General features: G+C 38.4%; 27 protein-coding genes. 14 read left to right on the forward strand and 13 right to left on the reverse strand.

Annotated features, from left to right (window positions below; all coding sequences use genetic code 11):
• The first annotated feature begins 425 nt into the window (after positions 1-425).
• Entirely contained in the window at positions 426-860 is a 435-nt protein-coding gene (locus tag AC6CHI_RS09485) for an I78 family peptidase inhibitor (protein ID WP_498120932.1), read from the forward strand.
• Between the two features lie 64 nt (positions 861-924).
• Here the strand turns inward: AC6CHI_RS09485 and AC6CHI_RS09490 are convergent, their stop codons facing one another.
• On the reverse strand, positions 925-1980 hold the full coding sequence (locus AC6CHI_RS09490; RefSeq protein ID WP_498120934.1) for a T6SS phospholipase effector Tle1-like catalytic domain-containing protein: 1056 nt from the start codon (positions 1978-1980) through the stop codon (positions 925-927).
• Between the two features lie 272 nt (positions 1981-2252).
• Between AC6CHI_RS09490 and AC6CHI_RS09495 the strand changes: the two genes are divergently transcribed.
• From AC6CHI_RS09495 to AC6CHI_RS09515, 5 genes are all read left to right on the forward strand, one after another.
• Entirely contained in the window at positions 2253-2774 is a 522-nt protein-coding gene (locus AC6CHI_RS09495) for a cytochrome b (RefSeq protein ID WP_498120936.1), read from the forward strand.
• Between the two features lie 108 nt (positions 2775-2882).
• Positions 2883-3119 (forward strand): hypothetical protein, encoded by a 237-nt coding sequence (locus tag AC6CHI_RS09500; protein WP_458891983.1) that lies wholly within the window; start codon positions 2883-2885, stop codon positions 3117-3119.
• A 1339-nt stretch (positions 3120-4458) separates the two neighbouring features.
• Positions 4459-4992, forward strand: a complete 534-nt coding sequence (locus AC6CHI_RS09505) for a hypothetical protein (RefSeq protein ID WP_498120938.1) — start codon at positions 4459-4461, stop codon at positions 4990-4992.
• A gap of 367 nt (positions 4993-5359) precedes the next feature.
• Complete coding sequence (locus AC6CHI_RS09510) at positions 5360-5830, forward strand: hypothetical protein (RefSeq protein ID WP_498120940.1); 471 nt, start codon at positions 5360-5362, stop codon at positions 5828-5830.
• A gap of 448 nt (positions 5831-6278) precedes the next feature.
• Complete coding sequence (locus tag AC6CHI_RS09515) at positions 6279-7451, forward strand: MFS transporter (protein ID WP_498120941.1); 1173 nt, start codon at positions 6279-6281, stop codon at positions 7449-7451.
• Here AC6CHI_RS09515 and AC6CHI_RS09520 read toward each other — a convergent pair whose 3' ends face one another.
• Together AC6CHI_RS09520 and AC6CHI_RS09525 are read right to left on the reverse strand one after the other, a co-directional pair.
• Positions 7452-8942 (reverse strand): amidase, encoded by a 1491-nt coding sequence (locus tag AC6CHI_RS09520; RefSeq protein ID WP_498120943.1) that lies wholly within the window; start codon positions 8940-8942, stop codon positions 7452-7454. It abuts the gene before it with no gap.
• A 39-nt stretch (positions 8943-8981) separates the two neighbouring features.
• A complete protein-coding gene (locus AC6CHI_RS09525) occupies positions 8982-10415 on the reverse strand; it encodes a sensor domain-containing diguanylate cyclase (protein ID WP_498120945.1) in 1434 nt (477 codons plus the stop codon).
• A 243-nt stretch (positions 10416-10658) separates the two neighbouring features.
• On the opposite strand from AC6CHI_RS09525, the gene AC6CHI_RS09530 reads away from it, so the two are divergent.
• Positions 10659-11138: a hypothetical protein gene (locus AC6CHI_RS09530; protein WP_458891989.1), complete on the forward strand. Its 480-nt coding sequence runs from the start codon at positions 10659-10661 to the stop codon at positions 11136-11138.
• 96 nt (positions 11139-11234) lie between these two features.
• Here AC6CHI_RS09530 and accC read toward each other — a convergent pair whose 3' ends face one another.
• The 5 genes from accC to AC6CHI_RS09555 all read right to left on the reverse strand — a co-directional run bounded on the left by accC (position 11235) and on the right by AC6CHI_RS09555 (position 15691).
• Positions 11235-12605 carry an acetyl-CoA carboxylase biotin carboxylase subunit gene (gene accC, locus AC6CHI_RS09535; protein WP_458891990.1) on the reverse strand — a complete coding sequence of 457 codons (1371 nt, stop codon included), beginning with the start codon at positions 12603-12605 and terminating at the stop codon, positions 11235-11237.
• Positions 12606-12622: 17 nt separating this feature from the next.
• Complete coding sequence (gene accB, locus AC6CHI_RS09540) at positions 12623-13045, reverse strand: acetyl-CoA carboxylase biotin carboxyl carrier protein (protein WP_016167895.1); 423 nt, start codon at positions 13043-13045, stop codon at positions 12623-12625.
• Between the two features lie 22 nt (positions 13046-13067).
• Positions 13068-13517, reverse strand: coding sequence for a type II 3-dehydroquinate dehydratase (gene aroQ, locus AC6CHI_RS09545; protein WP_458891991.1), 450 nt, complete (start codon positions 13515-13517; stop codon positions 13068-13070).
• A gap of 239 nt (positions 13518-13756) precedes the next feature.
• Positions 13757-15085 carry a Y-family DNA polymerase gene (locus AC6CHI_RS09550; RefSeq protein WP_458891992.1) on the reverse strand — a complete coding sequence of 443 codons (1329 nt, stop codon included), beginning with the start codon at positions 15083-15085 and terminating at the stop codon, positions 13757-13759.
• A gap of 9 nt (positions 15086-15094) precedes the next feature.
• Entirely contained in the window at positions 15095-15691 is a 597-nt protein-coding gene (locus tag AC6CHI_RS09555) for a LexA family protein (protein WP_498120948.1), read from the reverse strand.
• Between the two features lie 141 nt (positions 15692-15832).
• Here AC6CHI_RS09555 and AC6CHI_RS09560 point away from each other — a divergent pair, with 141 nt between their 5' ends.
• Positions 15833-16177, forward strand: coding sequence for an immunity protein Imm33 domain-containing protein (locus AC6CHI_RS09560; protein WP_498120950.1), 345 nt, complete (start codon positions 15833-15835; stop codon positions 16175-16177).
• Between the two features lie 268 nt (positions 16178-16445).
• On the forward strand, positions 16446-16934 hold the full coding sequence (locus AC6CHI_RS09565; protein WP_498120951.1) for a winged helix-turn-helix transcriptional regulator: 489 nt from the start codon (positions 16446-16448) through the stop codon (positions 16932-16934).
• A 10-nt stretch (positions 16935-16944) separates the two neighbouring features.
• Here the strand turns inward: AC6CHI_RS09565 and AC6CHI_RS09570 are convergent, their stop codons facing one another.
• The 4 genes from AC6CHI_RS09570 to tusD are packed head-to-tail and all read right to left on the reverse strand — an operon-like array spanning position 16945 to position 18340.
• On the reverse strand, positions 16945-17256 hold the full coding sequence (locus tag AC6CHI_RS09570) for a TusE/DsrC/DsvC family sulfur relay protein (RefSeq protein WP_498121234.1): 312 nt from the start codon (positions 17254-17256) through the stop codon (positions 16945-16947).
• 19 nt (positions 17257-17275) lie between these two features.
• On the reverse strand, positions 17276-17560 hold the full coding sequence (locus tag AC6CHI_RS09575) for a DsrH/TusB family sulfur metabolism protein (RefSeq protein WP_498120953.1): 285 nt from the start codon (positions 17558-17560) through the stop codon (positions 17276-17278).
• Between the two features lie 16 nt (positions 17561-17576).
• The gene (locus tag AC6CHI_RS09580) at positions 17577-17927 is read right to left on the reverse strand and encodes a hypothetical protein (RefSeq protein WP_458891997.1); all 351 of its coding nucleotides are present in this window, start codon (positions 17925-17927) and stop codon (positions 17577-17579) included.
• A gap of 44 nt (positions 17928-17971) precedes the next feature.
• Positions 17972-18340, reverse strand: a complete 369-nt coding sequence (gene tusD, locus AC6CHI_RS09585) for a sulfurtransferase complex subunit TusD (protein ID WP_458891998.1) — start codon at positions 18338-18340, stop codon at positions 17972-17974.
• A gap of 71 nt (positions 18341-18411) precedes the next feature.
• Here tusD and galE point away from each other — a divergent pair, with 71 nt between their 5' ends.
• From galE to AC6CHI_RS09605, 4 genes are all read left to right on the forward strand, one after another.
• Positions 18412-19416 carry a UDP-glucose 4-epimerase GalE gene (galE, locus tag AC6CHI_RS09590; RefSeq protein ID WP_498120955.1) on the forward strand — a complete coding sequence of 335 codons (1005 nt, stop codon included), beginning with the start codon at positions 18412-18414 and terminating at the stop codon, positions 19414-19416.
• A 123-nt stretch (positions 19417-19539) separates the two neighbouring features.
• Complete coding sequence (fumC, locus tag AC6CHI_RS09595) at positions 19540-20934, forward strand: class II fumarate hydratase (RefSeq protein ID WP_498120957.1); 1395 nt, start codon at positions 19540-19542, stop codon at positions 20932-20934.
• Between the two features lie 91 nt (positions 20935-21025).
• Positions 21026-21517, forward strand: coding sequence for a hypothetical protein (locus AC6CHI_RS09600; protein ID WP_498120959.1), 492 nt, complete (start codon positions 21026-21028; stop codon positions 21515-21517).
• Positions 21518-21801: 284 nt separating this feature from the next.
• Positions 21802-22404 carry a nitroreductase family protein gene (locus AC6CHI_RS09605; RefSeq protein ID WP_498120961.1) on the forward strand — a complete coding sequence of 201 codons (603 nt, stop codon included), beginning with the start codon at positions 21802-21804 and terminating at the stop codon, positions 22402-22404.
• Positions 22405-22649: 245 nt separating this feature from the next.
• On the opposite strand, the gene AC6CHI_RS09610 is transcribed toward AC6CHI_RS09605, so the two are convergent.
• Positions 22650-23567: a LysR family transcriptional regulator gene (locus AC6CHI_RS09610; protein WP_498120962.1), complete on the reverse strand. Its 918-nt coding sequence runs from the start codon at positions 23565-23567 to the stop codon at positions 22650-22652.
• Positions 23568-23659: 92 nt separating this feature from the next.
• Here AC6CHI_RS09610 and AC6CHI_RS09615 point away from each other — a divergent pair, with 92 nt between their 5' ends.
• Positions 23660-24898, forward strand: a complete 1239-nt coding sequence (locus AC6CHI_RS09615) for an acyl-CoA dehydrogenase family protein (protein ID WP_498120963.1) — start codon at positions 23660-23662, stop codon at positions 24896-24898.
• The last annotated feature ends 35 nt before the right edge of the window (positions 24899-24933 follow it).

Below are 24933 nucleotides of genomic sequence, written 5' to 3' on the forward strand. Positions count from 1 at the left end.
AATATTTTAGAAAACACCTAAACTTAAAGCGCAATAGGTTCTTTATATATGAGCACCGCTGTTAAGATTGGAACTGCAAAAGTAGGGATTAATAATACAATCCAGTATTCAACATGATGGCTGAAACTGGTGAAATTGGAAAATATTAATCCTAAAATGAGCACAAAGGCAATGCAACTTGCAAACAGCAAAAAGAATTTTTTAAGCATTTGAGACTCCTATAAAAGAATATCTTGGACAATATATTGAGGATACTCTAATCTAAAACTTCAGCATAGACGTATTGAGCTTAAAATAGAGGATTTTGAACAGGAATTTAGAGCTTAATTTAGTGTGTAAGTTGAATATAATGCTTTTATGTAATCTTTATTCCAAATATAAAATTAATTTGTTACTTTTAATATTTAATACAATGTTATAACGCCATGAATAAAATATTAATTTCTCTACTATTGATATTACCCATGACTGCCTGTAATTCTATGAAAGAGAATCAGTTTGCTTCAACAAAGCTTGCACTTGCTAATCCAGCCAGTGAATATTGTATTTCTCAAGGTGGAAAATTGATTATCAAAAAAGAAAAGAATGGACAAGTTGGATACTGTAATTTACCCAATGGGGATGAAATAGAAGAGTGGGAATATTATCGAGACAATCATTCTCTATGTATAGCTGAAAAAGCTGCAACCTTGGTCGGACAGAAGGGACTAAATGAACAGCAAATTCAACAGATTTCCCAAGCTACAGTCGTGAGAAGTGTAACTAGTGGGCAAGCAGTAACAATGGATTATAGGGAAGATCGAGTGACCATAACGCTTGATCCCGTGAATCATACTATTATCCATGCAAACTGTAGTTAGACTATTTGCTATTCAATAATATGTGTGGCCTTAAAGTACTTTAGGCCGTATTTTGGAAAAATATTTAGATTGAATAATCTTGGGGCTGTTGATTTACCCATATTAAAGTTCTTGGTCTATATCTCTCATCGGCTAAATATAATTTATAGAGACTCTCATCAATAGTGATGTTAACGGCCAAATCATTTTTATAGTCCAAATTATATTTTCTATAGAAACGCCCATCTCCATGGTTGAGTAAGTCTTTTAACAAAGCATAAATGTTATGTAAGAAGATTTGATAAGAATCAGTCGGTAAGTTTTTCCAAGCATCTGGGGCAGTTTTAAAATCTGAAACTTTAAGACCTGCTGCTTTAGCTTTGCTAATCATCCACTCAAGAGTAATATCTGCTAAGGGGTCTGCTTCATAGCCACCACCAATATTGGCATGCGATCCAATAAACCAGCGTTGCTCAACTTCAATCTGTTCAGGTTTTTTCTGTCCGTTTGGAAAAGTCCAGAGTGTGACATCATAAACTTCCCGATTTTCATCTAATGCAATAGCGTGATAGGCACGCTTTACAATTTTAGACAGTTGAGTATCATGCCAAGTGAGTTTATGGCGGTTAGTTTGATTGGTGCTAGGAATCCCGAGTACCCCAACAGTATCCCAAACACCTAAAAAATGAATATCAACTTCACGGCTGTATTTACGTCTAAAAGTTTTGGCTAAAGCATCATCAGGGCCAATACTTTTATCCCGATATAATTTCTCTGCTTCTCTTAAAAGACGTTTGGTTGATGTATGTAAGAGTCCACATTTTCGGATTAATCCAGCTAAACTTCTAGCGGTGTAGGCGCCACGACTAAATCCAAATATCCAGATTTCGTCCTCTTCGCAGTATCTTTTGATAAGCCATTCATAACCATCAATTAAATTTTTGGATAAACCTATACCCGTGATTCCACCTACGATTTTCTCAAATGGTCTGGTGCCAACGCCTGGGTTATAAAAAAATCGTTGATGGATATCGCCATCGTAGTCATGAAGTAAACTCGATAGTCGATAGACATTAGTATTTTCGATGGCATCATCCCAAGTGCCATCAAAAAAAAGAATTAATCTTTTTTTCTGGTGCATGGTTATGAACTTAGGGCTTTTTTTATAAGATAAAATGATTTATGACTGTTGTATATTTTTTAATTGATTGTTTTTGTACGAGATGTGGGGTTGCTTAAATAATTATGTAATAGCTTGAAATTTAAGTTAAAAATATTTTTTGTGAGGTATGTTAAAGGTTTAGATGAGCAGTTGAGAAAAGATTGCAATTTGATATTTAATTTACAAAGATGACTGATGAACTGTATGCTATTTACTGATAATAAATAAATTAAACGTAGTAGGGGGTAAGGATGGTGAATCATTATCCTAAACCAATGATTGTTGTGCATTGGTTAACTTTATTGTTTGTTGTAGCAGCTTACTTAAGCAGTGGTAATCCCTTAAAAACAGGACTTCAAGGTCAGATTCATGTGATCACTGGTATGAGTGTATTTATTCTTTTTCTGATAAGAATACTATTTTTATTTCACTATCGTGGTCAGCTGCCACAGAATGTAATCATCAACAGAACACAAGAAATATTATTTAAAATTGTACGATTGCTTTTGTATGTTTCTCTATTTGCTGTACCGCTATTGGGTTGGTTAGCTTTATCAAGTCTCACGGATCACTTTCGATTATTGGGTTTGAATTTAATGCTATTTTTTTCAGTGTCACAAAATGAGTTTTTTGGGACGGTACATCAATTTCTAGGAAATCTTTTTATTTCATTAGTAGGATTACATACAGGCGCCGCTTTAATCCATCATTTTTATCTAAAAGACAATGTATTAAAAAGTATATTATTTAGTAGAGATAAGCGAAAATGGTGATTATTAATTGAATGAGTAAGGTAAGTAGACTGCACTTAAAGACTGATAATGCTGTAAAATCGGGTAATACTATAAAATATTTATTCAACAATAAAAAGGATCGTGCTTGTGACTGATTTAACTCTAGAATTCCTAGATCAGACCCTAGATAAATATGAGGCAAAAGGTAAAAAAATTAAGAAAATACGCATAGGTTACGAACTTTATGCAAAATTTATGGAAGATTTAAAATTTTCAGAAGACATCTTAAATTCATCTCTAGATCCAGATAAACGGAGTTATCGTGATGTAAAAGTTAAAATTACCCATGATGATTTTGAATTGACTTTTTTATTAAAAAATTGATTTAGCTTAATATTATATTATGTGTTTGAGCTAAAGATATAGTAAAAATGTGGATCGAATATTCTGAATAATTTTTCGACCTTATGCTAATTTTTATTGTGCTTTACTTTACAAAAAAGTTACATAATGACAATTTCTTTGATAATAAATCATAGTAGAATAATCAACATTAAATATTCTCCATTTTAACTAGTCCTCTAGTTACCAGCCTGCATCTTCCCCAAGTTGCAGGTTTTTTTTATGAAGTTTACTTAAATAATTTATCTACTTATGATTTTAAGAAAGACAATTTCAAGTTCTATAGGGTAAATTAAGTTTAAAGTTGTGCTAATGACACCAAGTGTAACTATCATGAATGATAAGGATTGATTTCAATATCGAGATCCTAGTGCAGAAAGAATGATATGAATCCCGCGTCTATTATATTTTGATTTCAAGCATAGATTTTCATGACATAGCCTACTAATATAGTTGGCTTAACAGATGTTTGTGGTGCTTGGATGCTAGTTAGGGTCAATGACGTAATCGTCAATACGGATTTAATTCAATATATGGAAATTAAAAATGAACCGCCTTTTTCCATTGTGATTCATTTTAATGTTGGTAGTGTTAAGCGATTGAAATTTAAAAACTTGGCTGATCAAAATAAGTTTTTGGAAGAGATCTGCTTAGAACAGGAATGTTGTTAATTGGCTTGATTTCATCAACCACCTTCGGGTGGTTATTTTTTAGTATAAATTAAAAAACACATAGTTTGATTGTTTTGACGAAGTTCAGGTCATTGATAATTTATGCATATAATGACGAAGAATAATATCGATTGGCTGGCTCATTTTTATAGCTTAAATCTTCATCACTCGGTATTTGGCTGATTGTTAGCATCTTAAATATTTAGAATAATTTTCCCGTATTTTATGTTTTGTCTAATATAGAAAACAATTTTATTTCTTGAATAAATCTGAAAAATATATAAAGAGAAAAGCATGAGATTGACTAAAAACCACTTCTTATATTCTCATCACTACTTATGATGTTTCATTTTTCTATTGCTGCGGATAGCAGTATGAATGAATTTTGTCATAAAACATCATCTTGCATCCACAGATCATCAGGGTAATTCGGATACTCTGCCACTTTCTTGTATAGACAAATTTTAAATTTTTGTACAAATAAGGCCTGTACCAACTGAAGGCAACTAGAGCGAAAGTGTGTATTGGTATACATTTTATGAATTAATTTATAAAAAAACATCCTTATTTCATAAAAATGACACATTAGGCAATAGATATCAAAAAAATGCTGCTTATTATAGCTTTTTTAGAATATTGGGGATTATATTATGCATAAAAAACTTTTTTTATTTTTCTTTATCCTAATGTCCAGCAGTGTAAATACTACCTATGCTGAAGATAAAATTTCTAGTTTAATTTTAAAAGTTAGCAGCAAATCGAACAATAATGAGGAAATCGACTTATTAGAGAATAAATTGCTTGGACGCGCTAGCTGGAAAATAAAATGTCAATATAAAGTATTTGAAGACATTAAAGCCTGTGTGATGAGTAAAGGTCCTATTTCTGTTTTGCGTGTTAATCAACAATATATCGTAAATATTGGTGAAAAGCATTTAAAAGACAATCTCGCTTTTATTCATGTTGATCAGCAAGAAATTCTCAAAGAGCGTGAAGGATTATTTAGAAATGGTTCTGAACTGATTAAACAATTTAAACGGGGAAATTTTGCTTTTACACGTTTCCAGAATAATAAAAAACAAGTTATAGAGAATAAAGTTTCATTGGATGGCTTTACTGATGCATTTAACGATATGGAAGCTCAATTTTCGAAACTAGGCAATGATAAAAATTATAGTTTCTAATTAGGGGGCTACGGAATATCTATGTATTATTTTATGCCACTGGATATTCTGTAGCGCTTTAACTTTGTACTCGGCACAAAACAATATAATTATTCTTAAGCCGAATGACTAAGCAATCTATTTGGAGAATGGCTCACCCTAATGGATTGTGTGAATAGCCACCAAAATTTTAGACACACATAGCTCGTTTGAAATGGAATCTAAGCTCAAATGAGCGATTGAGACTGTTCTAAACTCTACTACTTATTCCATTTTACGGAGTATCTATGAATTATTGAATTACACTAGATATTCCGTAGAGTCTCTTTTATTGTATTTTTAGTGATAAAATTGAGATCAACCCACAATTTCATGCAAAGAGCAGACAATGTGGTTATTACTCTTTTTTTTGTTCATCATAGCCATTACTTTTTTTGTGATGGTTAACTCAAGCGAAAACTTCAAGTTATCAGGCAAATTCAAGCATATTAAAAAAAACAAATTCCAGCATGAAATCTTGAATGGTGAACCCTATCAAGGGGCTTTTATTGAAATAATTGGTCCTAAGCTAGGTGATTCTGTAGAAAAAGAAGTTACAGCATTTTTAGTAAGAGATTTTAGTAATAAAGATGATAAATGCCGAGTAATGGTTCTAGTGAATGACTTGAGGCTAGGCTATCTTTCTGAAGAAGATGCAGTTAAATTTACTAAATTATTAAAATTAAATAATCTATCCAAAGACTCGGGTATCAATGTGCAGGCTTTAATATACGGTGATTGGTCCAAGGAGGGTTTGCATGAAAATTTTAAAATTGACCTTAATATTTCCAAAGACCTATCTGATTCTGAAATTGAATAATTATGTTGTAAGTGATTTTAATTTTTCTATCCACTTGGCATAAGCTTCAGTTTGCTGCGGAATATGCTCATAGTAATTGTACGCGCCTTGCTCGGCAGGCATCACATGGCCAATCATCAGCTTCGCTCTCAGCTCATAACCGCATGATTTTTGTTCAAACCCAACGACCAGCCTGTCTCTTTATAGAATGGTTCACCATTTTTGATCGTGTGTTTGATGTAGAAGCAGAGCCATTTTTTCATTTTTCCCATCTCCTCTATGGAGACCCACATCTAAAGTGATAAAATATGCCATATTTTCACAGTATACAAATTTTGAAATAATTTTCTTAAACAAGATTTGTATACTATTTTGTATACCGTTTAACTCCTAATTGAGTATTTCAGGTACACACGGATACAACTTTTAAAAATTTTAAGTTATTGTAAATGCTAGAGAAAACCACCTGATGCTAACCCTTCCAATGACAACTAAACTCGGTGGTTTCTACTTTTTCTATTATTGTATTGTTGGGACATTCATGCCGTATTGGAGCTTGTATCTCGAAGATCAAGGTTTCAATTATCAAGAAATTGGCATTTTATCCTCGATTGCGATTATAACGCGTTTTTTTGCCCCATTTATATGGGGATGGATTGCTGATAAGTCGGGTAAGCGCATGTTGTTGGTGAGAATCGCAACATGGATGGAAGCGTGTATTTGGTTTTTAATTTTTATTATCCCGAACAGTTTCCAATCGATTGCTTTTTTGATGCTGATCTTCAGTTTTTTTCAAAATGCAATTTTGGCTCAATTTGAAGGGGTAACACTATTTTGGTTGGGCGAGCAAAGGACTGAACTCTACGGCAAAGTCCGAAAATGGGGCTCTATAGGCTTTATTGTTGGGGTATTTTGTATTGGCGCAGTATTAGAAATCATCCCAATTTCGATGTTGCCTGTAATGTTACTTGCGATCTCATTTTTAGCATTTCTTTGGTCTTTCTCTATTCAAGAACCTTCAGCAGCACCAAAATCACAAAAAAATCTTGATCCATTGTGGCCAGTATTAAGTAGACCGGTTGTGGCAACATTTTTCGTCATTGAATTTATTATGTTGTTTTCACATGCGCCATTTTATAGTTTTTATAGCAATTATTTACAGCAAGCAGGCTATAGCACCACAGAAATTGGTTTTTTGTGGTCCGTGGGGGTCATTGCCGAAATCATTATGTTCGCGTTTGCGAATCGATTTTTGCAACGTTATTCATGGCGTTGGTTGATTAGCATTTGTCTTGTATTTACAGGGCTGCGTTGGATGATAGTGGGTATTTTTCCTAGCAATTTTTTAATCCAATTTTTTGCACAGATGACCCACGCGCTGAGTTTTGGGTTATTTCATATGTTGGCCATGCGGATTATTTTTGAAAACTTTCTAGTAGGGCAGCAAGGGCGTGGTCAAGCGATTTACAGTACCATGTGGGGACTGGGTGTAGCATTAGGCAGCTTACTGGCTGGAAAATATTGGACGACACTTACAGGGCAGCATATTTTTATTATTGCAGGACTTTCTGCATTTCTTGGCTTACTCTTTGTTGCAGGAATTCCCAACAAAGTACAGAAAGTCGATCTTAGCAATCGTTAGTTAAAGTTTAATTTCGCTGTATTTGCTCATCCATGGTTGTGCATTTTCCAATTGCTGTGCAAGTTGTAATAAACGATCCTCTCTAGCGAATGGTGCAACAAATTGTGAACCTAAAGGTAGATTGTTTTTACTCCAGTAAAGCGGAACAGACATTGCAGGCAGCCCTGTGATGTTGGCTAACTGGGTAAAAGGCACCCATTGCAGATTTTCTTGGATGACTTTTTCAATCAGTTTTCCTTCAGCCAGTCGATGCGCTTGCCCAATTTTCAGTAGACTTTTAAGCAGTTGTTTTTGCCATGTAGGTGTTTTTACTTCACCATTTTGGGGGGCTGTAGAGGCGGTCGCAGGTATTAAATAGAGATCATACTGCTCAAAGAATTGATTCATTTGGCTTGCATAGATACCCCAATTATTTAAATTATGAATATATTGTAGTGCTGAGGTTTTCTCACCAAAAGCCGATAAGGCAAGGGAATCAAGTTCAAAATCTTGATCTTGGGCATTAAGCTTCAGGCGAGTTTCTTGCAGGGTATGCGCGAACTGGCTAAACCATGTCGTAATAAAATCTTTAGCCAAAGCCATACCGTCAATGTTCGGCTGAGCCTCAACCACAGTATGTCCTAAAGATTCTAAAAGTTTAGCTGTGTGCAGAATAGCAGCTTCCGCTTCGGCAGATACTTTGGTTCCGATAGGCGATTTAGTACTGTACGCTATTTTCATAGCTTTAGGCGGATGTTGAATCATCTCTAGATAGCTGCTTTGCGGGGCTTCGATGGTGAATAATGAATGGCGTTCTGGACCATGTGTGGCATCTAGCATCGCAGCACTATCTCGAACAGATTTGCTCAGAACATGCTGCATGGCAGCACCATGCATTGCTTCACTCAAATGTGGTCCCCATGGGGTTCGTCCACGGCTAGGTTTTAGACCAAATAAACCACAATAGGAAGCTGGAATGCGAATGGAACCACCGCCATCTCCTGCACCTGCAATTGGTACAATCCCTGCTGCTACAGCAGAGGCTGAACCACCCGAAGAGCCACCGCTATTGTGTTTCAAATTCCATGGGTTACGACAAGTTCCCCATGCTTCAGGTTCAGTCACGCCTTTAATTCCAAACTCTGGGGTATTGGTTCTGCCAAAAGTGACAATGCCTGCATTTTCCCAGCGGTCGACGATTTCTGAATTGGACTGTGCAATATAATTTGCTCTTTTATAGGCCTTGCTGCCAAAAGTGCTAGGATACCCTTTGAATTCCTGAAATAGATCTTTTACCAAAAAAGGTACGCCAGCGAAAGCGCCTTGCAGTACTTGTTGAGAACGTTGTTGTGCATATTCATGCATAGGAATTGTGATGGCATTAAGTCTTGGGTTGACTTCGGCAGCTCTTAGCATTGCAGTTAAAAGCAACTCATGCGGGTGGACTTTTTTTTTCGAGACAAGTTGAGCAAGTCCTAAACCATCATATTGTGCATATTCAGAATATTTCATTATTGTTTTTGTCCTTTGATAAAGCGAGTGGGGTGTTTCTTAAGTTGAAATAATAATTTGATTCCTGCCTTGCGCTTTAGCACTATAAAGGGCTTGATCGGCTTGAACAATCAGTTGTTGTAATGTTGCGCTTAACGGTAAGGCTTGATGTGCGATGCCGATGCTGACAGTAATCTGAATTTTAAGATGATCTTCTATATTTAACACCGCAGTTTCAATTGCATGATGAATGCGCTCTGCAAGTTGTATGGTTTCAGTCAGTGAGTTATTTAAACTAAAAACAGTAAATTCCTCTCCACCGACACGTGAAAATAAATCATTTGGACCTATTTTGCATCTCACGATTCTGGCAAATTGTTGTAGCACCAAATCTCCAACATGATGTCCATAGCGATCATTCATCTGCTTAAAATGATCCAAGTCAATCATTAAAATAGAGACCGATCTATGTTCGGGTTGCTCAATAAGTAATTGGCTTTGTTCTAGAAAATAACGTCGATTCAATGTATTGGTCAAGCTATCATGATTGGCATAATGCAATACCTGATGAAACAGCTTTTGCCGATTTTGACTTATCACACATAAAATCAGCGGGGCAATGCCCAGCATACATAAGCCAATACGTATGGAGATTGTTGTAGCCAAATACGCATCTGAAGAGGAGGATAAGTAAAAATAGGTCAGGCTATGGTAAGTTACCAGACAGACAATGCTGTTAATTAAAGCAACGCTAAATAAGCGATAGCTGAGTGCCGCCCAAATCAGTGCCGCTAAAGGATAAAGCAGTGCTCCAGGTCCAAAGAAAATATGGGTAAATGCCACTGAAATGACAATTGCAATAAAAGGCAGCACATCATTGGTTTTTAGAGGTCGGGTGAATAATTCAAACAACCATTGTTGACGATCTGCTTTTTTGGGAAAGGTTAGAATGAGTGGTAAAAATGTAATAAAGTTGACAATCTCTCCAGTCCACCACATGCCAAATTCAGTCCAGAATCGTTCGGGAGGCATAAAACTGTTCGGTACTTGAGTAATGGTTTGAACCGCGAAAGTAGCACTCAGTAAGCAGCCCCCTAAGGCACACATCGCAAATAGGTATAGAAAACTAAAACCGTGATTGTAGTTGCGGATATTCACTTTAAAGAGTGAAAGCAGCATTAGGGGGATAGACACGCTGATTAAATTTGAAAGGGTCAGGTAAATCGTGATTTCGGGGGAATTCCCGGTAAGCAAATCGGCAAGAATATATGCCGTAATAGCACCGCACCAACCTCCTAGATTATTCAGTTTAGGGAATCGTAAAAACAGGCCCAGTAAAACTGGATTAGCCGGCCAAAGAATTGCTAAAAATGTTAGAGGACGAGTAAAAATGCCAATTAGGCAGCACGTAAAAACCACCATCGCAATGATCGAAAATGCGTAGGATTGCTGCGTCAGTGAAGAATTAAAAAACCGTTTGATTTGCGCTTGCAAATGATCATCCCTAATCAAGATAATGCTTCTCTATAAGTAGAGAAAATTAAAGATTTTTATGCTGCTTTTGGCACTCAAAGCAGACTGAGGATATATTATAGAATGTGTATAATAAATCGCTATCAAAAGATGATAGAAGTACAAATTTTTAAACAAATAGATTGTTGTGAAATGGTTATAAGTGATGGTTTTGCATAAAAATATGGTAACTTAATTGCAGTAGTGCAATGGCTGATTAATTATATGAAAAAAGCATATCTTACAGTGTTCTTAATGTTATGTTCGACAATGAGCATGGCGAATGAAAGTTCTACTGCAACACAAAATGCTCAAGATGCGGCAGATCGCACTGCAAATACGATTCGTATTATGACGCGACCTGAAATTGTAGGTTTATGGGGCATGGAAATTCCAAATAATAAAAAATGTATCGAATACTATAATTTTAAAAGTAATAACGATGTGTTTATTAAAAGTGGTCAGGAATGGTCTACGGGAGTCTATGACTATCAAGCATCTAAAGACGCGACTGCTCAATTACCTGTTTTGATGTTGCAAGTAAAGTACGACAATAACGAAAAAGATTGTTCAGGTTATCAGCAAGATCAGTCTGGCGAAATTTCTCAGTATTTTGTGCAGTGGAAAAATCCTACCACGATTAATTTCTGCAATAACGATAAAGCAGGTAAGTGCTTTGCAACTTTGCGTAGAGTCTTGCCTTAATCTTTAATGTGATTAGTTAAGTTTCAGATTTCCAGATTAGATAAAAAAAAAAGCCAGTCATTTGACTGGCTTTTTGCATAGATCACGAAGCTTTTATTAAGAAGCTTCTTTCTCTGCTTGACCTTCAAGCTGCTTCAACAAGTGCTTTTCTAGATAGTGAATATCCATAGCATGTTTGCAGAAGTTTTTATCTTTTAGAATTAAATCTTTATGTAAAGGAATGTTGGTTTTAATTCCTGTCAAAATCATTTCATCTAAAGCTTGGCGCATACGGGCAATACAGGTTTCACGGTCTTTACCATGTGCAATGAGTTTCGCAATCATTGAGTCATAGTAAGGAGGAATGCTGTAGCCTTGATAAATATGCGAGTCTAAGCGAATACCTGCACCACCTGGGGCATAGAAATGCTCAATCTTACCTGGAGATGGCATGAAGGTAGATGGGTCTTCGGCATTAATACGACATTCCATCGCATGGCCTTTACACTCTACATCTTCCTGAGCAATTTCAAGTCCAAGACCTGCGGCAATACGTAATTGCTGCTCAATAATGTCAACACCAGTTACCATTTCAGTGACCGGGTGTTCAACCTGAACACGGGTATTCATCTCAATAAAGAAGAATTCACCATCTTCAAATAAGAACTCAAAAGTACCCGCACCACGATACTGCATTAATTTACAAGCATTTACACATGCTTCTAAAATGTCTGCACGAGCCTGTTCTGGCAAGTTAGGAGCAGGAGCTTCTTCGAGTACTTTCTGGTGACGACGTTGTAAAGAACAGTCACGGTCAAATAAGTGAATTGCATGACCATTACCATCACCAAGTACTTGGATTTCGACGTGACGAGGCTTTTGTAGGAAGCGTTCCATGTAGACGGTGTCATCACCGAACCACATTTCTGCATCACGTTGAGCTGCTTGAACTGATTCAAGCAAAGTATCAACACGTTCTACAATACGCATACCACGACCACCACCACCAGAAGCAGCTTTTACAATCAGTGGGAAACCGATTTCTTTCGCTTCAGCGAGGGCATTTTGTGGTGTTACTGCATTTGCAGAACCTGGTACTGTTGGTACGCCAGCTTTACGCATCGCTGTAATCGCAGAAACTTTATTCCCCATCAGGCGAATATGTTCAGGGCGTGGACCAATAAAGATAAAACCAGAGGTTTCTACAATTTCAGCAAACTCAGCATTTTCAGATAAGAAGCCATAACCTGGATGGATGGCATCTGCACCTGTAATTTCTGCAGCAGTAATAATTGCAGGAATATTTAAATAGCTCTCGCTACTCGCTCCTGGGCCAATGCAGACCGCTTCATCACAAAAACGTAAATGCATTAGGTCTTTGTCGGCATCAGAATAGATACCAACCGTTTTGATTCCTAAAGTTTTGCAAGCACGGGTGATACGTAAAGCGATTTCACCCCGGTTTGCAATTAGAACTTTTTGCAACATTGTGAGTCCCCGTGGTGTTATGCGCGATAGCGGAATAAAGGTTGACCGAATTGGATCACTTCACCGTTTTTCACAAGAATTTCTTCAATCACGCCGCTTTGAGTCGCCTCAATTGGGTTCATGATTTTCATTGCTTCGATGATACCTAGTGTTTCACCAGCAGTTACAGTTTGACCTACTTTAATAAATGGTGCTTCGCCTGGGCTTGGAGCAGCATAGAACACACCAACCATTGGTGAAGTTTCAACAGCACCACGTGGAGACGATTTTGGTGCAGATGGAATTTCTGCTGATGGAGCTGGCATTGCCGCAATTCCTGCAGCAACGACTGGACTGCGACGAGTCAATGCAATCGATTGATCACCTTCTTTAACTTCGATCGCTTGTAAGTCAGATTCAATCATCAAATCGATGAGTTTCTTGATTTTACGAATATCCATGAGACAGTATTCCTGATTATGATTACTTAGATGGTTGAATTTTTTCGAGGGCGTAATCGAGTGCAGCGGCATAGCCTTTAGCACCCAAACCGCAAATTACGCCTACGGCTTTATCGGAAAGATAAGAGTGATGTCTAAATGCTTCACGGGCATGAACATTCGACAAATGCACTTCAATAAAAGGTATTGCTACGCCAAGAAGGGCATCCCGCACTGCTACTGAGGTATGCGTGAGTGCAGCAGGATTAATAATAATAAATTGAACGCCGTCTTGTTGTGCTTGATGAATTCTGTCGACAATTGCACCTTCCCAGTTACTTTGAAAAGTTTCAAGAGAGGTTGATGCTTTTTGCGCTTGAGAGATGAGCTGCTGATTGATATCCTCTAGGGTGAGGTAGCCGTATACTTCAGGTTCTCGCTTTCCTAGTAAATTTAAATTCGGTCCATGAATGACCAAAATGGTCGAACTCATTCAGCGTGCTCCAATTTTTAAGTTTGCAATAATACTTTGCAAGATCACAGCAAAGTTTGCTTATTATGGCATAATTTCCTACAAGTCTTTTGTTTTTTTCTTTGAATTGTCGTAGAAATCTTGTGCCAGAACTTGGGTCATATATTGAGAACTTTGCTGACAATTGGCAATGTTAAAAAATGACAAAATTTATGGTTCGTTCGCTTTTTTCTTTTAGGGCTTGAATTGACCAAAACAGTTCATTTGTAAGAGATTTGACTGAATACAGAATCATCAACCGTCAACATTTCATTCCAACAAGTGGTGTAGCGTGGCGAACGATGCAGTTGCTTCATCTTCCAACTTGTACTGCTGGAATGATAACCAATTTGTACGCAATCGGAACCGTAGCGCTGTTTCATTTTGTATAAAGTCTTCATTAAAGTTTCACGTTGTTGAATCAACGCTAAAGGTTGCCATAGATCATCGATATGCTGACTTTTAGGATGCAAGGCTGAAAACATTAAGGCAACTTTTACATACTTATTATTTTCTTTAAATAAAACATCAATTTGCTGTAGCGCAGCCTTGTTGAGAATCAGGATGTCATCCGTAGCATATTCCAGACCAATGGCGTGAGAATGGCTTTTTTTATACGGTGATTGTGGGATTTTCTCATACAATGAAACATGAATGCAGGCGCAAAGTTGTTGTTGTTCAGTTAGGCGCTTATGTGCACGATTTATGTGAAAAATGACCGCTTGTTTGATGATCTCTTTTTGTGACAGGGCTTTTGCAAAACTTCGTGAAGAAAGAATATTTTTAGCGGGTAATTTGGGGTCATCTAACGCAATGCAGGATTGACCTTTTAGCTCACGAATTGTGCGTGCGATCAGCACGGAAAACTCTTTGCAGAGGTAGTGCTCATTGGCAAAAGTTAAGTCAAAGCTATTATGAATGGCATAATGTTGTAATTTTTTACTTATTTTTCGCCCAATGCCCCAAACTTCTTCTACTGGCGTCTCTAAAAGCAGGCTTTCGAAACTGCACAAGTCGAGTTTGGGTAAATAACATACTTGATTAAAGCCTTTTCTTTTTTTTGCAAAATGATTGGCCAGCTTTGCCTGAGTCTTAGAATAGCCTATGCCAATACAACAAGGTAAACCGATCCATTGTGCAATGGTGTCGACCAGTGTACGACAGTACTGTTCAAGATCAAAAAGCGATTCATAACTGGTAAGTCGGATGAAGCATTCGTCAATCGAATACGGTTCGAGGTCGTGCTCATTGAAATGCTCAGCCAAAATGGCAAAAAATCGGCGTGACATATCCGCATACAGGGGATAGTTACTGGAAAGTACCTGTACGCCCGCTTGAATCGCTTCTCGTTCAATTTCGTACCATGGCACAGCCATGGAAATATTTAAGGCTTTGGCTTCATTACTGCGTGAAATGACACAACCATCGTTGTTACTCAGCACAACTACAGGCTTATCATTTAGTTTGGGGTTAAATACACGCTCGCAACTGACATAACAATTATTAATGTCAATCAGCGCGTATAATTCTTGATGGTAGAGCTTATCCATAAGCGTGACTTATTTGAGTTTCTTTAAAATACAGGTCACAACGCCCCAGACCACAATATCTTCTTCACTATGCGGATAGATATCGGGGTAATCTGGATTTTCCGCTTTTAGCCAGACTTTAAAACCATGCTTTGCCTGTTTTTCTTGCATAAAGCGTTTTACCGTGAATTCATTATTGATCAGGGCTAAAACAATATCGCCATGCTCTGCATGTAAACTACGGTCAATTAGAATTTGATCACCAGTTTCAATCCCTGCATTTTTCATGGACAGAGAATTCACTCTTAATATAAAAGTGCTGACAGGATTACGTACCAGATACTTATTTAAATCAATATAGTCTTCAATATAGTCTTGTGCAGGCGAGGGAAAACCTGCTGCGACAGATTCCAAGGGATATGGAAGTTTTAATTCCGTCTGCAAAAGAATAGAGCTAAGTTCTATATCTGCTTGGCGGTCATCTTTAGGAACGGGTTTTAACCATTCTTTAATGGCAATGACTTTAGACTCAGGCACGCGCATGACCACAGTTTTCTCTGGGTAGTGTGCCTTGCGCCCAGCATTCGTACGTTTGCCACCATGTGTGGTCTTAATGGATGAGCTCATAATTCACCTTGATAAAGTTACATAATCAAGATTAGCAGAAGACAGTCAATGACAACAGTATATTTTGTGTAGGGATGACTTGAGACAAAGGGCACTTGGTTCTAAACTGCGGAACATCAATCATTGCATTTGGTATCCACTATGGATATGGACTTAATCACTGAACAAAAACTGGTGTGTGAAGAATATGGCTCAAAGTATCTTGCTGTAAATGATGAGGATATGATTGCGGTAGCGGTTGATTCATTAAAGCAGGACCCTATTGTTGGAATTCGTAATCAACCTGAAGCTGGGGATGAGGTTTCTTGGTTCATTTATGCGGGTGAGCATGATGATCGAGAAGATTTTTTCCAAACGGTTGCTGTAAAAGATTTACATAAACTGTTACCCGATGTTTTACCGTATTTAGCACTTGATCATGGCTATCGCTTTATGATTGATCGTGAAGAGTATGAAGATGTGTGGAAAGAAGGAGATGAAATTTAAGCACTTGCTCCACATTGACTGGAAATGACATGAAAATGACGGGAAATGATAAGTTGCTTAACAGCACAATAGCTGTGTTGAAGGGGAGTAATCTCTTTTAATCAGGCAACTTTTCCCTAGTTGCTGTTTTATCCCTTGATTAGCCACGTGAATAACGTGGCTTTTTTTATCTGCCTTTTATGGAGCACTGAGCAATCAGTGCCGCCGATGTTGTCAAAACAATAACAATCCGATACTTTTAAGAAGACTGGATGAAATGACGATATGTATGAAATGGGATGAGATAGGCGAGCAGCCATGTTCAATTGCAAGAGCTTTATCCATAGTGGGAGATCGTTGGACACTCCTGGTTTTGCGCAATGCCTTTATGGGAGTGAAACGCTTTGATGATTTTCAGCAGCAGTTGGGCGTTACTCGGCATGTCTTGGCAGATCGTTTAAAACGTCTGGTCGAACATGAAATTTTAGAGAAAAGACCTTATATCGAGCGCCAGCAGCGTTTTGAATATTGCTTAACTGAAAAAGGCTTAGAGCTTTATCCTGTGCTCATGAGTATGGTCACTTGGGCAGACAAATGGATGGATGATGGCTCAGGCAAACCGATGCAATTGCTGCATAAACCGTGTGGTCAAGTGTTTACTGCGGTAATGGTGTGTTCGGAATGTGGTGAACCCCTTCATGCACGTCAGGTAAAACCTGTTTTCCGACAGCATCCATTTCATACTGAAATGAAGCCTGCTGAACAGCAGCAGGCTTAATGCAGCCAATTTATAAACAGTTGGCGGGTTTAGGAATGCCTGCCAAACGGCTCAAATGACGTGCAACCAGTCCAGTGTTAAACTTTTCTTGTAAGAGCGCATTATTTATGTCTGGACTCACGCTTTTTATTAAAAACTTAATCAGCGGACGTGTTGCAGGTGAATGCCCAAATTGCTGATAAAATTGACGTACAGCCTGTAAAACTGTGAAATGCCAATCCGTCAACTCTAGCTCCAAGCTATTGGCTAATTCTTGTGCTACTTCAGGTGTCCAGATGGTGTAGTCGACCAAGTGACCGTCTTGATCAAGCTCTAGATTCATCATGTTATGTTCAAACCTATTATTTAATGGTCATACAGCGTGTATGTGCCAAGCAGATCTCGGCAAATTGAGGATAAGAAATTACTTGTACGTGTTGTGGGGCAACAGAGCCTAACAAGGTAGCATCGGGATCTAGGACAAATAACTGTTCAGCCTGTTGTAGGGCAGGGTGATGTGCATGTAAAACCGCATCTCCCATAAGTACGATATGCGCATTGCTTTGTAGCAGTGCTTGTAATTGATCCAGCTTCGCGGCAGTCGATGAATAATCGGATTGAATCAAATAAAGTGTAGAAGTCTGCATAAAAAACATTCATCCGTTACCAATATAAAACGTGATCAAAGCCTTGTAAAAGCTGGGCATTCAGCTCGACAAATTCGATTTCTTGCGCGGCTTGGACCACAAAAGGATGGTCTTGATTCACACTTTCGACCAAAACTGGGGTTAAATCGTAAAATTCAAAACTATCCACCATGTTTGAGCCCAGTTTAAAAGCATGTTTCATCGCATCAAACTGCTGCTCAGACTGTAATAAACTGAGCGCAGCATTCACGAGTAATACCTTGACTTCACAACCGAATGTCGCTAAAACCATAGTCGCAGCAAGGCTTTCATGCACTTGTAAGCTGGTTAGGTTGGCTTGGGTTAATATCACGAGTACAGTTTTCACACAATTTACCTTTTAAATGCAACAAATTCGCCAAAAATAACCACTTAAAATTGGATTAGACGTTCAGTGGATTGTACGGCATCGGCAAGCTCACCTAAACCGACCAATTCAAAGCCATGCGCTAAGTTATGTTGGTCAATATTGTGTCTTTTTGCATTTTCTTCATCTGTGATGCCCCTTGCCAAAGCTGCACTTACACATACAGGTAAGCGTATATCGAGCTTTTGCCATTCATTCATGAGATTACGTTGGTCATCAGGCACCCATTGCAGGGCGTTTGCCACCGTAACCCCATCTTGATAAAAGAAAACCCGAAACGGTTGCTGTTGTGTATGTAACGCTTGTGCAAGCCCGAGTGCATGCCAAGCATAAATGGAAGTAGGAGCAGAGGTAATTAACAGTAATGTACTCATGGAATTCACTTAAAGGCTGTACCAATCAAAATTTGGAACGTCCAGACTTCATAAGAAAAAGGTAGTATACAATGATTTTAGTAACTGGTGGATTAGGCTTTATAGGCTCTCATGTCGCTCTTAGCTTAATGGCTCAGGGGCAAGAAGTCATTATTGTAGATAATTTGTCCAATGCCAATCTACAGACCTTGGAAAGACTGGAATACATCTCTGGCATGTATGTTCCGTTTGCGAAGCTAGATATTCGCAACACACCTGCTTTGAATAAGGTCTTTGAGCAATATACTGTGAATGCAGTCGTCCATGCGGCGGGTTTTAAATCTCTGCAAGAGTCTGTATTAAAGCCGCTAGAGTATTACAACGACAATGTCAGTTGTATTATGAGTTTAATGCGTGCCATGCAACGTACCGGTGTACGACATTTGGTGCATTTATCCAGTTTGGCGGTATATGGTGAATCAAGTTTAGATCTGCAAGAAGACCAGCCGTTTAACTATGCATATCCAAATCCGTATATTAAGTCTCAACAAATGATTGAGGAAATTATACGAGATACCTTCAAAACCGACGAGGAATGGAATATCGCCATTTTAAGACTGGGCAACATTGTCGGTGCATTTGAACACGGTATTTTGGGTGAATTCGTTCAACCTTTACCTAAGAACATTGTCCCTTTGGCAATGCAAGTTGCCTCGGGTCAGCGTGAGTATATTGATCTGCACAAAAATGCCAAGACGGATGACGGGACAGTAGAACGTAGTTTTGTGCATGTGCTGGATAGCTGTGATGCTGTAATTGCCGCTTTAAAATGGTTGTTTAATCAGCAGCATAGTTGTGAAGCGTTTAATATTGCGGGTACTCACTATTCAATCCAAACGGTATTACAGCAGATTTCACAAGTCACAGGTACTCAAATTAAGACCGTTGATACCAACTATACCATTGCACAAGAGCTTGATCAGGTTGGCGCAAGTGCGACCAAAGCGGAACAGTTGCTGGGATGGAAAGCGAAACGTAGTCTGACTCAAATGCTGGAAGATGAATGGCGGTTCTATCAACAGTCGCTTCGAACGTAAAGCAGAACACCAATAGTAAACGATAATTATTATCGTTTACTATTTTAAAAGAATAAACTAGAATAAAATTATTATTCAATACATGAATAAGTATAACGATCATAGAGAAAGAATGAGGTAGACATGCAAACACGTATTGAACATGACACCATGGGTGAAGTCGAAGTTCCAGCAGAAGCAATGTGGGGCGCGCAAACCCAACGTAGTCTACAGAATTTTAAAATTGGTGGTGAGCGTTTACCTCGTGCAATGATCCGTGCCATGGGACTTGTGAAAAAGGCGGCAGCGCTGACCAATGCGGATTTAAATCAAATTCCACAAGAATTAGCACATTATATTGTTGATGCTGCTGAGGAAGTGATTCAGGGGCAATGGGACAGTCAATTTCCATTGGTTGTTTGGCAAACGGGTTCAGGCACCCAAAGTAACATGAACTGCAATGAGGTCATTGCCAACATTGCCAATCAAAAACTAGGTAATCCACTGGGTGCGCAAAAGCCAGTCCATCCGAATGACCACGTGAATCGTGCGCAATCGACCAATGATTCGTTCCCAACGGCAATTCATGTTGCGGCAAGTCTGCAAATGAATGAGTTGCTGATTCCTGCGGTGACTCAGCTTCGAAATACCTTAGATGCGAAGGCACAAGAGTTTAGCGATATTGTGAAAATTGGGCGTACACATTTACAAGATGCGACGCCGTTAACCCTTGGACAAGAGTTTAGTGGTTATGTTGCCCAACTTGATCATGGTCTAAAGCGCTTACATCAGGCACTTTCGGGCTTGTATGAGCTGCCTTTGGGAGGAACTGCTGTAGGGACAGGATTAAATGCCCATCCTGATTATGCTGAAAAAGCTGCCGAGCAATTATCTCGGTTAACGGGTTTGCCGTTTATTACAGCACCAAATAAATTTGAAGCTTTAGCAGGACGTGATGCCGCGGTTTTTGCCTCGGGTGCATTAAAAACACTGGCAGCCAGTCTCAATAAAATTGCCAATGATATTCGCTGGTTGGCCAGTGGTCCTCGGTGCGGATTTGGTGAAATCCGCATTCCAGAAAATGAACCTGGCTCTAGTATTATGCCGGGTAAAGTGAATCCGACACAGAGTGAGGCAATGACCATGGTTGTTGCACAGGTATTGGGTAACGATACCACCATTAATGTGGCAGGCGCTTCGGGTAACTTTGAACTGAATGTGTTTATGCCAGTGATTGCATATAACTTATTGCAGTCGATTCAATTGTTGGGGGATGCATGTAACAGCTTTAATGATCATTGCGCAGTAGGAATTGAGCCTAATCGCGAGAAAATCGATTACTTCCTGCATAATTCACTTATGCTGGTCACAGCGTTGAATCCAGTGATTGGCTATGAAAATGCCGCCAAAGTCGCTAAAACAGCGTACAAAGAAGGTAAAACCTTGAAACAAGTAGCCGTCGAGTTGCAATTGGTGACAGAAGAGCAGTTTGATGCAGTGGTTCGACCAGAGAATATGGTTTCTCCGAACGTAAAATAAGCTTCTGTAAAACGAAACATGATCAGCGGTTTTTATCTGTCGCATAAGTGCGTACAATATGCAGTTAGATTTTTACCGCTGATGATGACCTATGCTTGATATATTTTTGACAGATGTTCAGAAACGTGTGCAATTTAAGGATTACCCAGGTGAGCATCCTGTTAAATTTATTCTAAACTTCAAGAAAATTTTCCCGAGTGTGATGGAGCTTTTATTGCCTGTCCTACCTGAAAATGAAAATTTAGAAGAAATGACATGGGAATCAACCACTCAAGATTTTGAACTGTTTAAATTATTATTAAGTGGTTGGGGTGTGATTGAATTACGCTTAACGGCTTTAGCAAAATTTAAAGATAGAAAGTTTGCCGATGAGTTGGTTAAGCGTGCACAACAAAAGCGCAAATTAGATGCTGAAAAGCATGCAAAGTTGAAAACAGTCGAGTTAGATTATCTATTCATGCACGAAATTCATGCGCTGATTGATGCGGAATTGGTGGAGTTGGGCGAGAAGTTCTACTTGCCAACATTACGTGAACAATGGAAAGCACATCTTTCAAATGCCGTACTACAGGCAAACTTATAATTTAGACCAATCACAGATGTCATGAATTAGACCCTTGAGTGAACGCACTCAAGGGTTTTTTATGTCCTATGGGTCTGAAACTTAAAGAAAATTACCAAAACACGAAGAAAAGGTAAAATGCAATAAGATCTTTTTTACCAAATATAAAAAATATAGATATGAAATTTATAAATTTTTATGAGTGATTTGGAATTAAATTTGCATAATGTAGTCCATCACAGCATAGATGAATACAAGTCATGGATTCATCAAATCTAGGTATATATTGAAATAAGGATTGACTGATGGCTAACGAATTTCTCAATTTGATTGAACAGCGCCGTACCATTTATGCATTGGCGAGAAAAGTGGAACAAACGCCTGAATATTTAACCGATCTGATTCAAAACAGCATTCGTGAAAGTCCATCCTCATTTAATTCGCAGTCTTCACGTGCGGTTATTTTGTTTCATGCTGAACATGAAAAATTTTGGAATTTCGTTAAACAAGAGTTGCAGTCTTATGCAGCAGATGAAACTGCGGCAGCAAAAACAGCAAGTAAAATGGATAGTTTCGCTGCTGGCATGGGCACCGTTTTATTTTTTGAAGATATGAATGTAGTTGAAGACTTACAAAACCGTTTTGCTTTATATGCTGAAAACTTTCCAATTTGGGCGGAACATTCTACCGCTATGGCACAGTTTGCCGTCTGGACAGCATTACACACAGAGGGGCTAGGGGCTTCCTTGCAGCATTACAATCCGATTGTAGATGAGCAAGTCCATGGAGAATGGAATATACCTCAGAACTGGAAATTACGTGCCCAATTGGTTTTTGGTTCAGTTGCAGGGGAAGCAAAAGAGAAAACTTATATTGATAATTCGGAACGTTTTAAAGTGTTCTTATAATTTTAGTCATTTAAATTTAGTGCTGCGCTAGGGTTTAGCCGAAGTCCTTGAACATGCTAATTAACAATGAGACTGTACCATACTTATTTTTAAAGCTAATGAGGCAAAATTTAAGCTTAATCTTCAACTTAATCATGAGCTTAAAAAATTAAAGACAGCTTCTGCACATGCAAAAAAGTGATTTACAGAACAGTAAATCACTTTTTTATTATCAGTGAGATTATCTAATGATTCATAAAAATAGCCTAAGCAAAAATTGAAATAATTTGCTCACGCAAAAAAACATGCCTTAAATTTTCATCTACATCTTTATGCCAAAACATACCCATTTTCATATCTGGTAAATCAACAGGCACAGAAAAAATATTAAGTGCATTAGACACTAACAAATGCGACAAGATCGTTTCTGGCATGGTTAAAATCGCTTTTGAATTTTGATCCAGAATTTGTAAAGCAGTGGAGTAATGCTGACAGCGTAAAAAGATATTTCGGCTTAATTGTTGACGTTGTAAGTAAATATCCTCGATTAATAAACCGGTACGGCGCGAAGAAACCCCTATATGTGGCGATGAAAAATAAATGGCTTCATTCATTTGAGTTTGCTGAGTACAGGCAACAAATTGGTCATGAACTAAAGGATAGAACTGGATTTTTTCACCGAAGTTTTGTTCTAAATCCATCACAAAATCAATTTGCTGGGCAGCCAAATCTGCCACGACAGTTTTACGATCTAATTTAATGCTACTAAATTGGATATCTAAATTAAGATTTTGAAAATGTTGCAGAATACGAGGGAATATAATCGGTTCAATTTCATCATGCACGGCAATTTTGAGTGATTGAATCATGCTTGGCTCAAAACTTTGCTTTTGCAAAGAAATGCTTTGAAGGGCTTTCAGTGCCTTTTTAATGGTTGGGTAACATTGCTCTGCAAAAGGAGTTGGCAGCATTTTGGTGCCAGCTCGAATAAACAGAGGATCTTGGAGTTGATGACGCAGCCGTTGTAGAGCATGACTGGCAGCTGATTGTGTGATATTCAGAATTTGAGCAGCTTTCGATATGCTGCTTTGTTCAAAAATAGCCACAAACAAAGGGTAGAGATTAATATCGATATGATAAAAGGCGGCCAAATCCATATCGACCATATTATGAATTTTTTTCATGCTGGTGTATTGAATTAAATCATTTGGTTCATATTAGTTTTCAGGCTACTGTACTGTAAAGTGAAAAAAGACAAAATTTACAGGATGACAAAATGTTTGAACTTTCAGCACGTGCCAAAGACTATATTGAACGCACTAAAGCCTTTATAAAAAATGAAATTGAGCCAGTTGAAACGGAATTCTGGAATGAAGTTCATCATTTAAACCCAAATGGTGATTGGACGACCTGGCAATGGCCCGCGCAATTAGAATACTTAAAATCCAAAGCGAAAGAGGCGGGGTTATGGAACATGTTTTTGCCTGATCCTGAATTGGGCGCAGGACTTTCCGTTCAAGAATACGCACATATTGCCGAATTAACTGGCCGTAGCCTGATTGCTCCCACCGTTTTTAATTGTAATGCGCCAGATAGTGGCAACATGGAAGTGTTATGGCGTTATGGCAATGAGGCTCAAAAGCAACAATGGTTGATGCCATTACTTGAAGGCAAAATTCGTTCGGTGTTCTGTATGACAGAACCCGCTGTTGCTTCAAGTGATGCCACTAATATGCAGGCAACTGCGGTAGTAGATGGTGATGAAATTGTATTGAATGGACGTAAATGGTGGTCATCTGGTTTAGGTGATCCAAATGCCAAAATCATTATTTTTATGGCGCATACACCAGATGACAGCAAAGATCGTCATCATCAACATTCTATGGTTTTGGTTCCGATTGATGCCAAGGGTGTCACCATTGAACGGATGTTACCAGTCTTTGGTGATTATGATGCACCTCATGGTCATGGTGAAATTAGTTTTGATAATGTTCGTGTACCCGTAGCTAACTTTATTGGTGGTGCAGGTCAGGGCTTTGAAATTGCACAAGGTCGTCTTGGCCCAGGGCGAATTCATCACTGCATGCGTTGTATCGGTGCAGCAGAAAAATCTCTAGAGTTAATGATTGACCGAGGCATGAGCCGAACCGCTTTTGGTAAAGAAATTTTAAAACTGGGTGGGAATTTGGAGCGTGTCGCGGAAGCCCGTGTTGCCATTGATCAAGCCCGTTTATTGACGTTGTATGCGGCATATAAGATGGACACCTTAGGCAATATGGCTGCACTGACCGAAATTTCAGCCATTAAAGTCGTCGCTCCAAGCGTACTGGAGAAAGTTGTCGATATGGCAATTCAAATACATGGTGGTGCGGGTGTTTCTAGAGATACGCCGTTAACGGGCTTTTTTGCTCAAGCCCGCAGTTTACGTTTAGCTGATGGTCCAGATGAAGTTCATAAAGGCATGATTGCAAAACTTGAACTGAAAAAACGTGGATACGGCGCGCGTAAAAAATAAAGCTGTGGTAAAAGTAAGTTAAGCACTCAAAGTCT

Source organism: Acinetobacter sp. GQ146 (genome assembly GCF_059758585.1).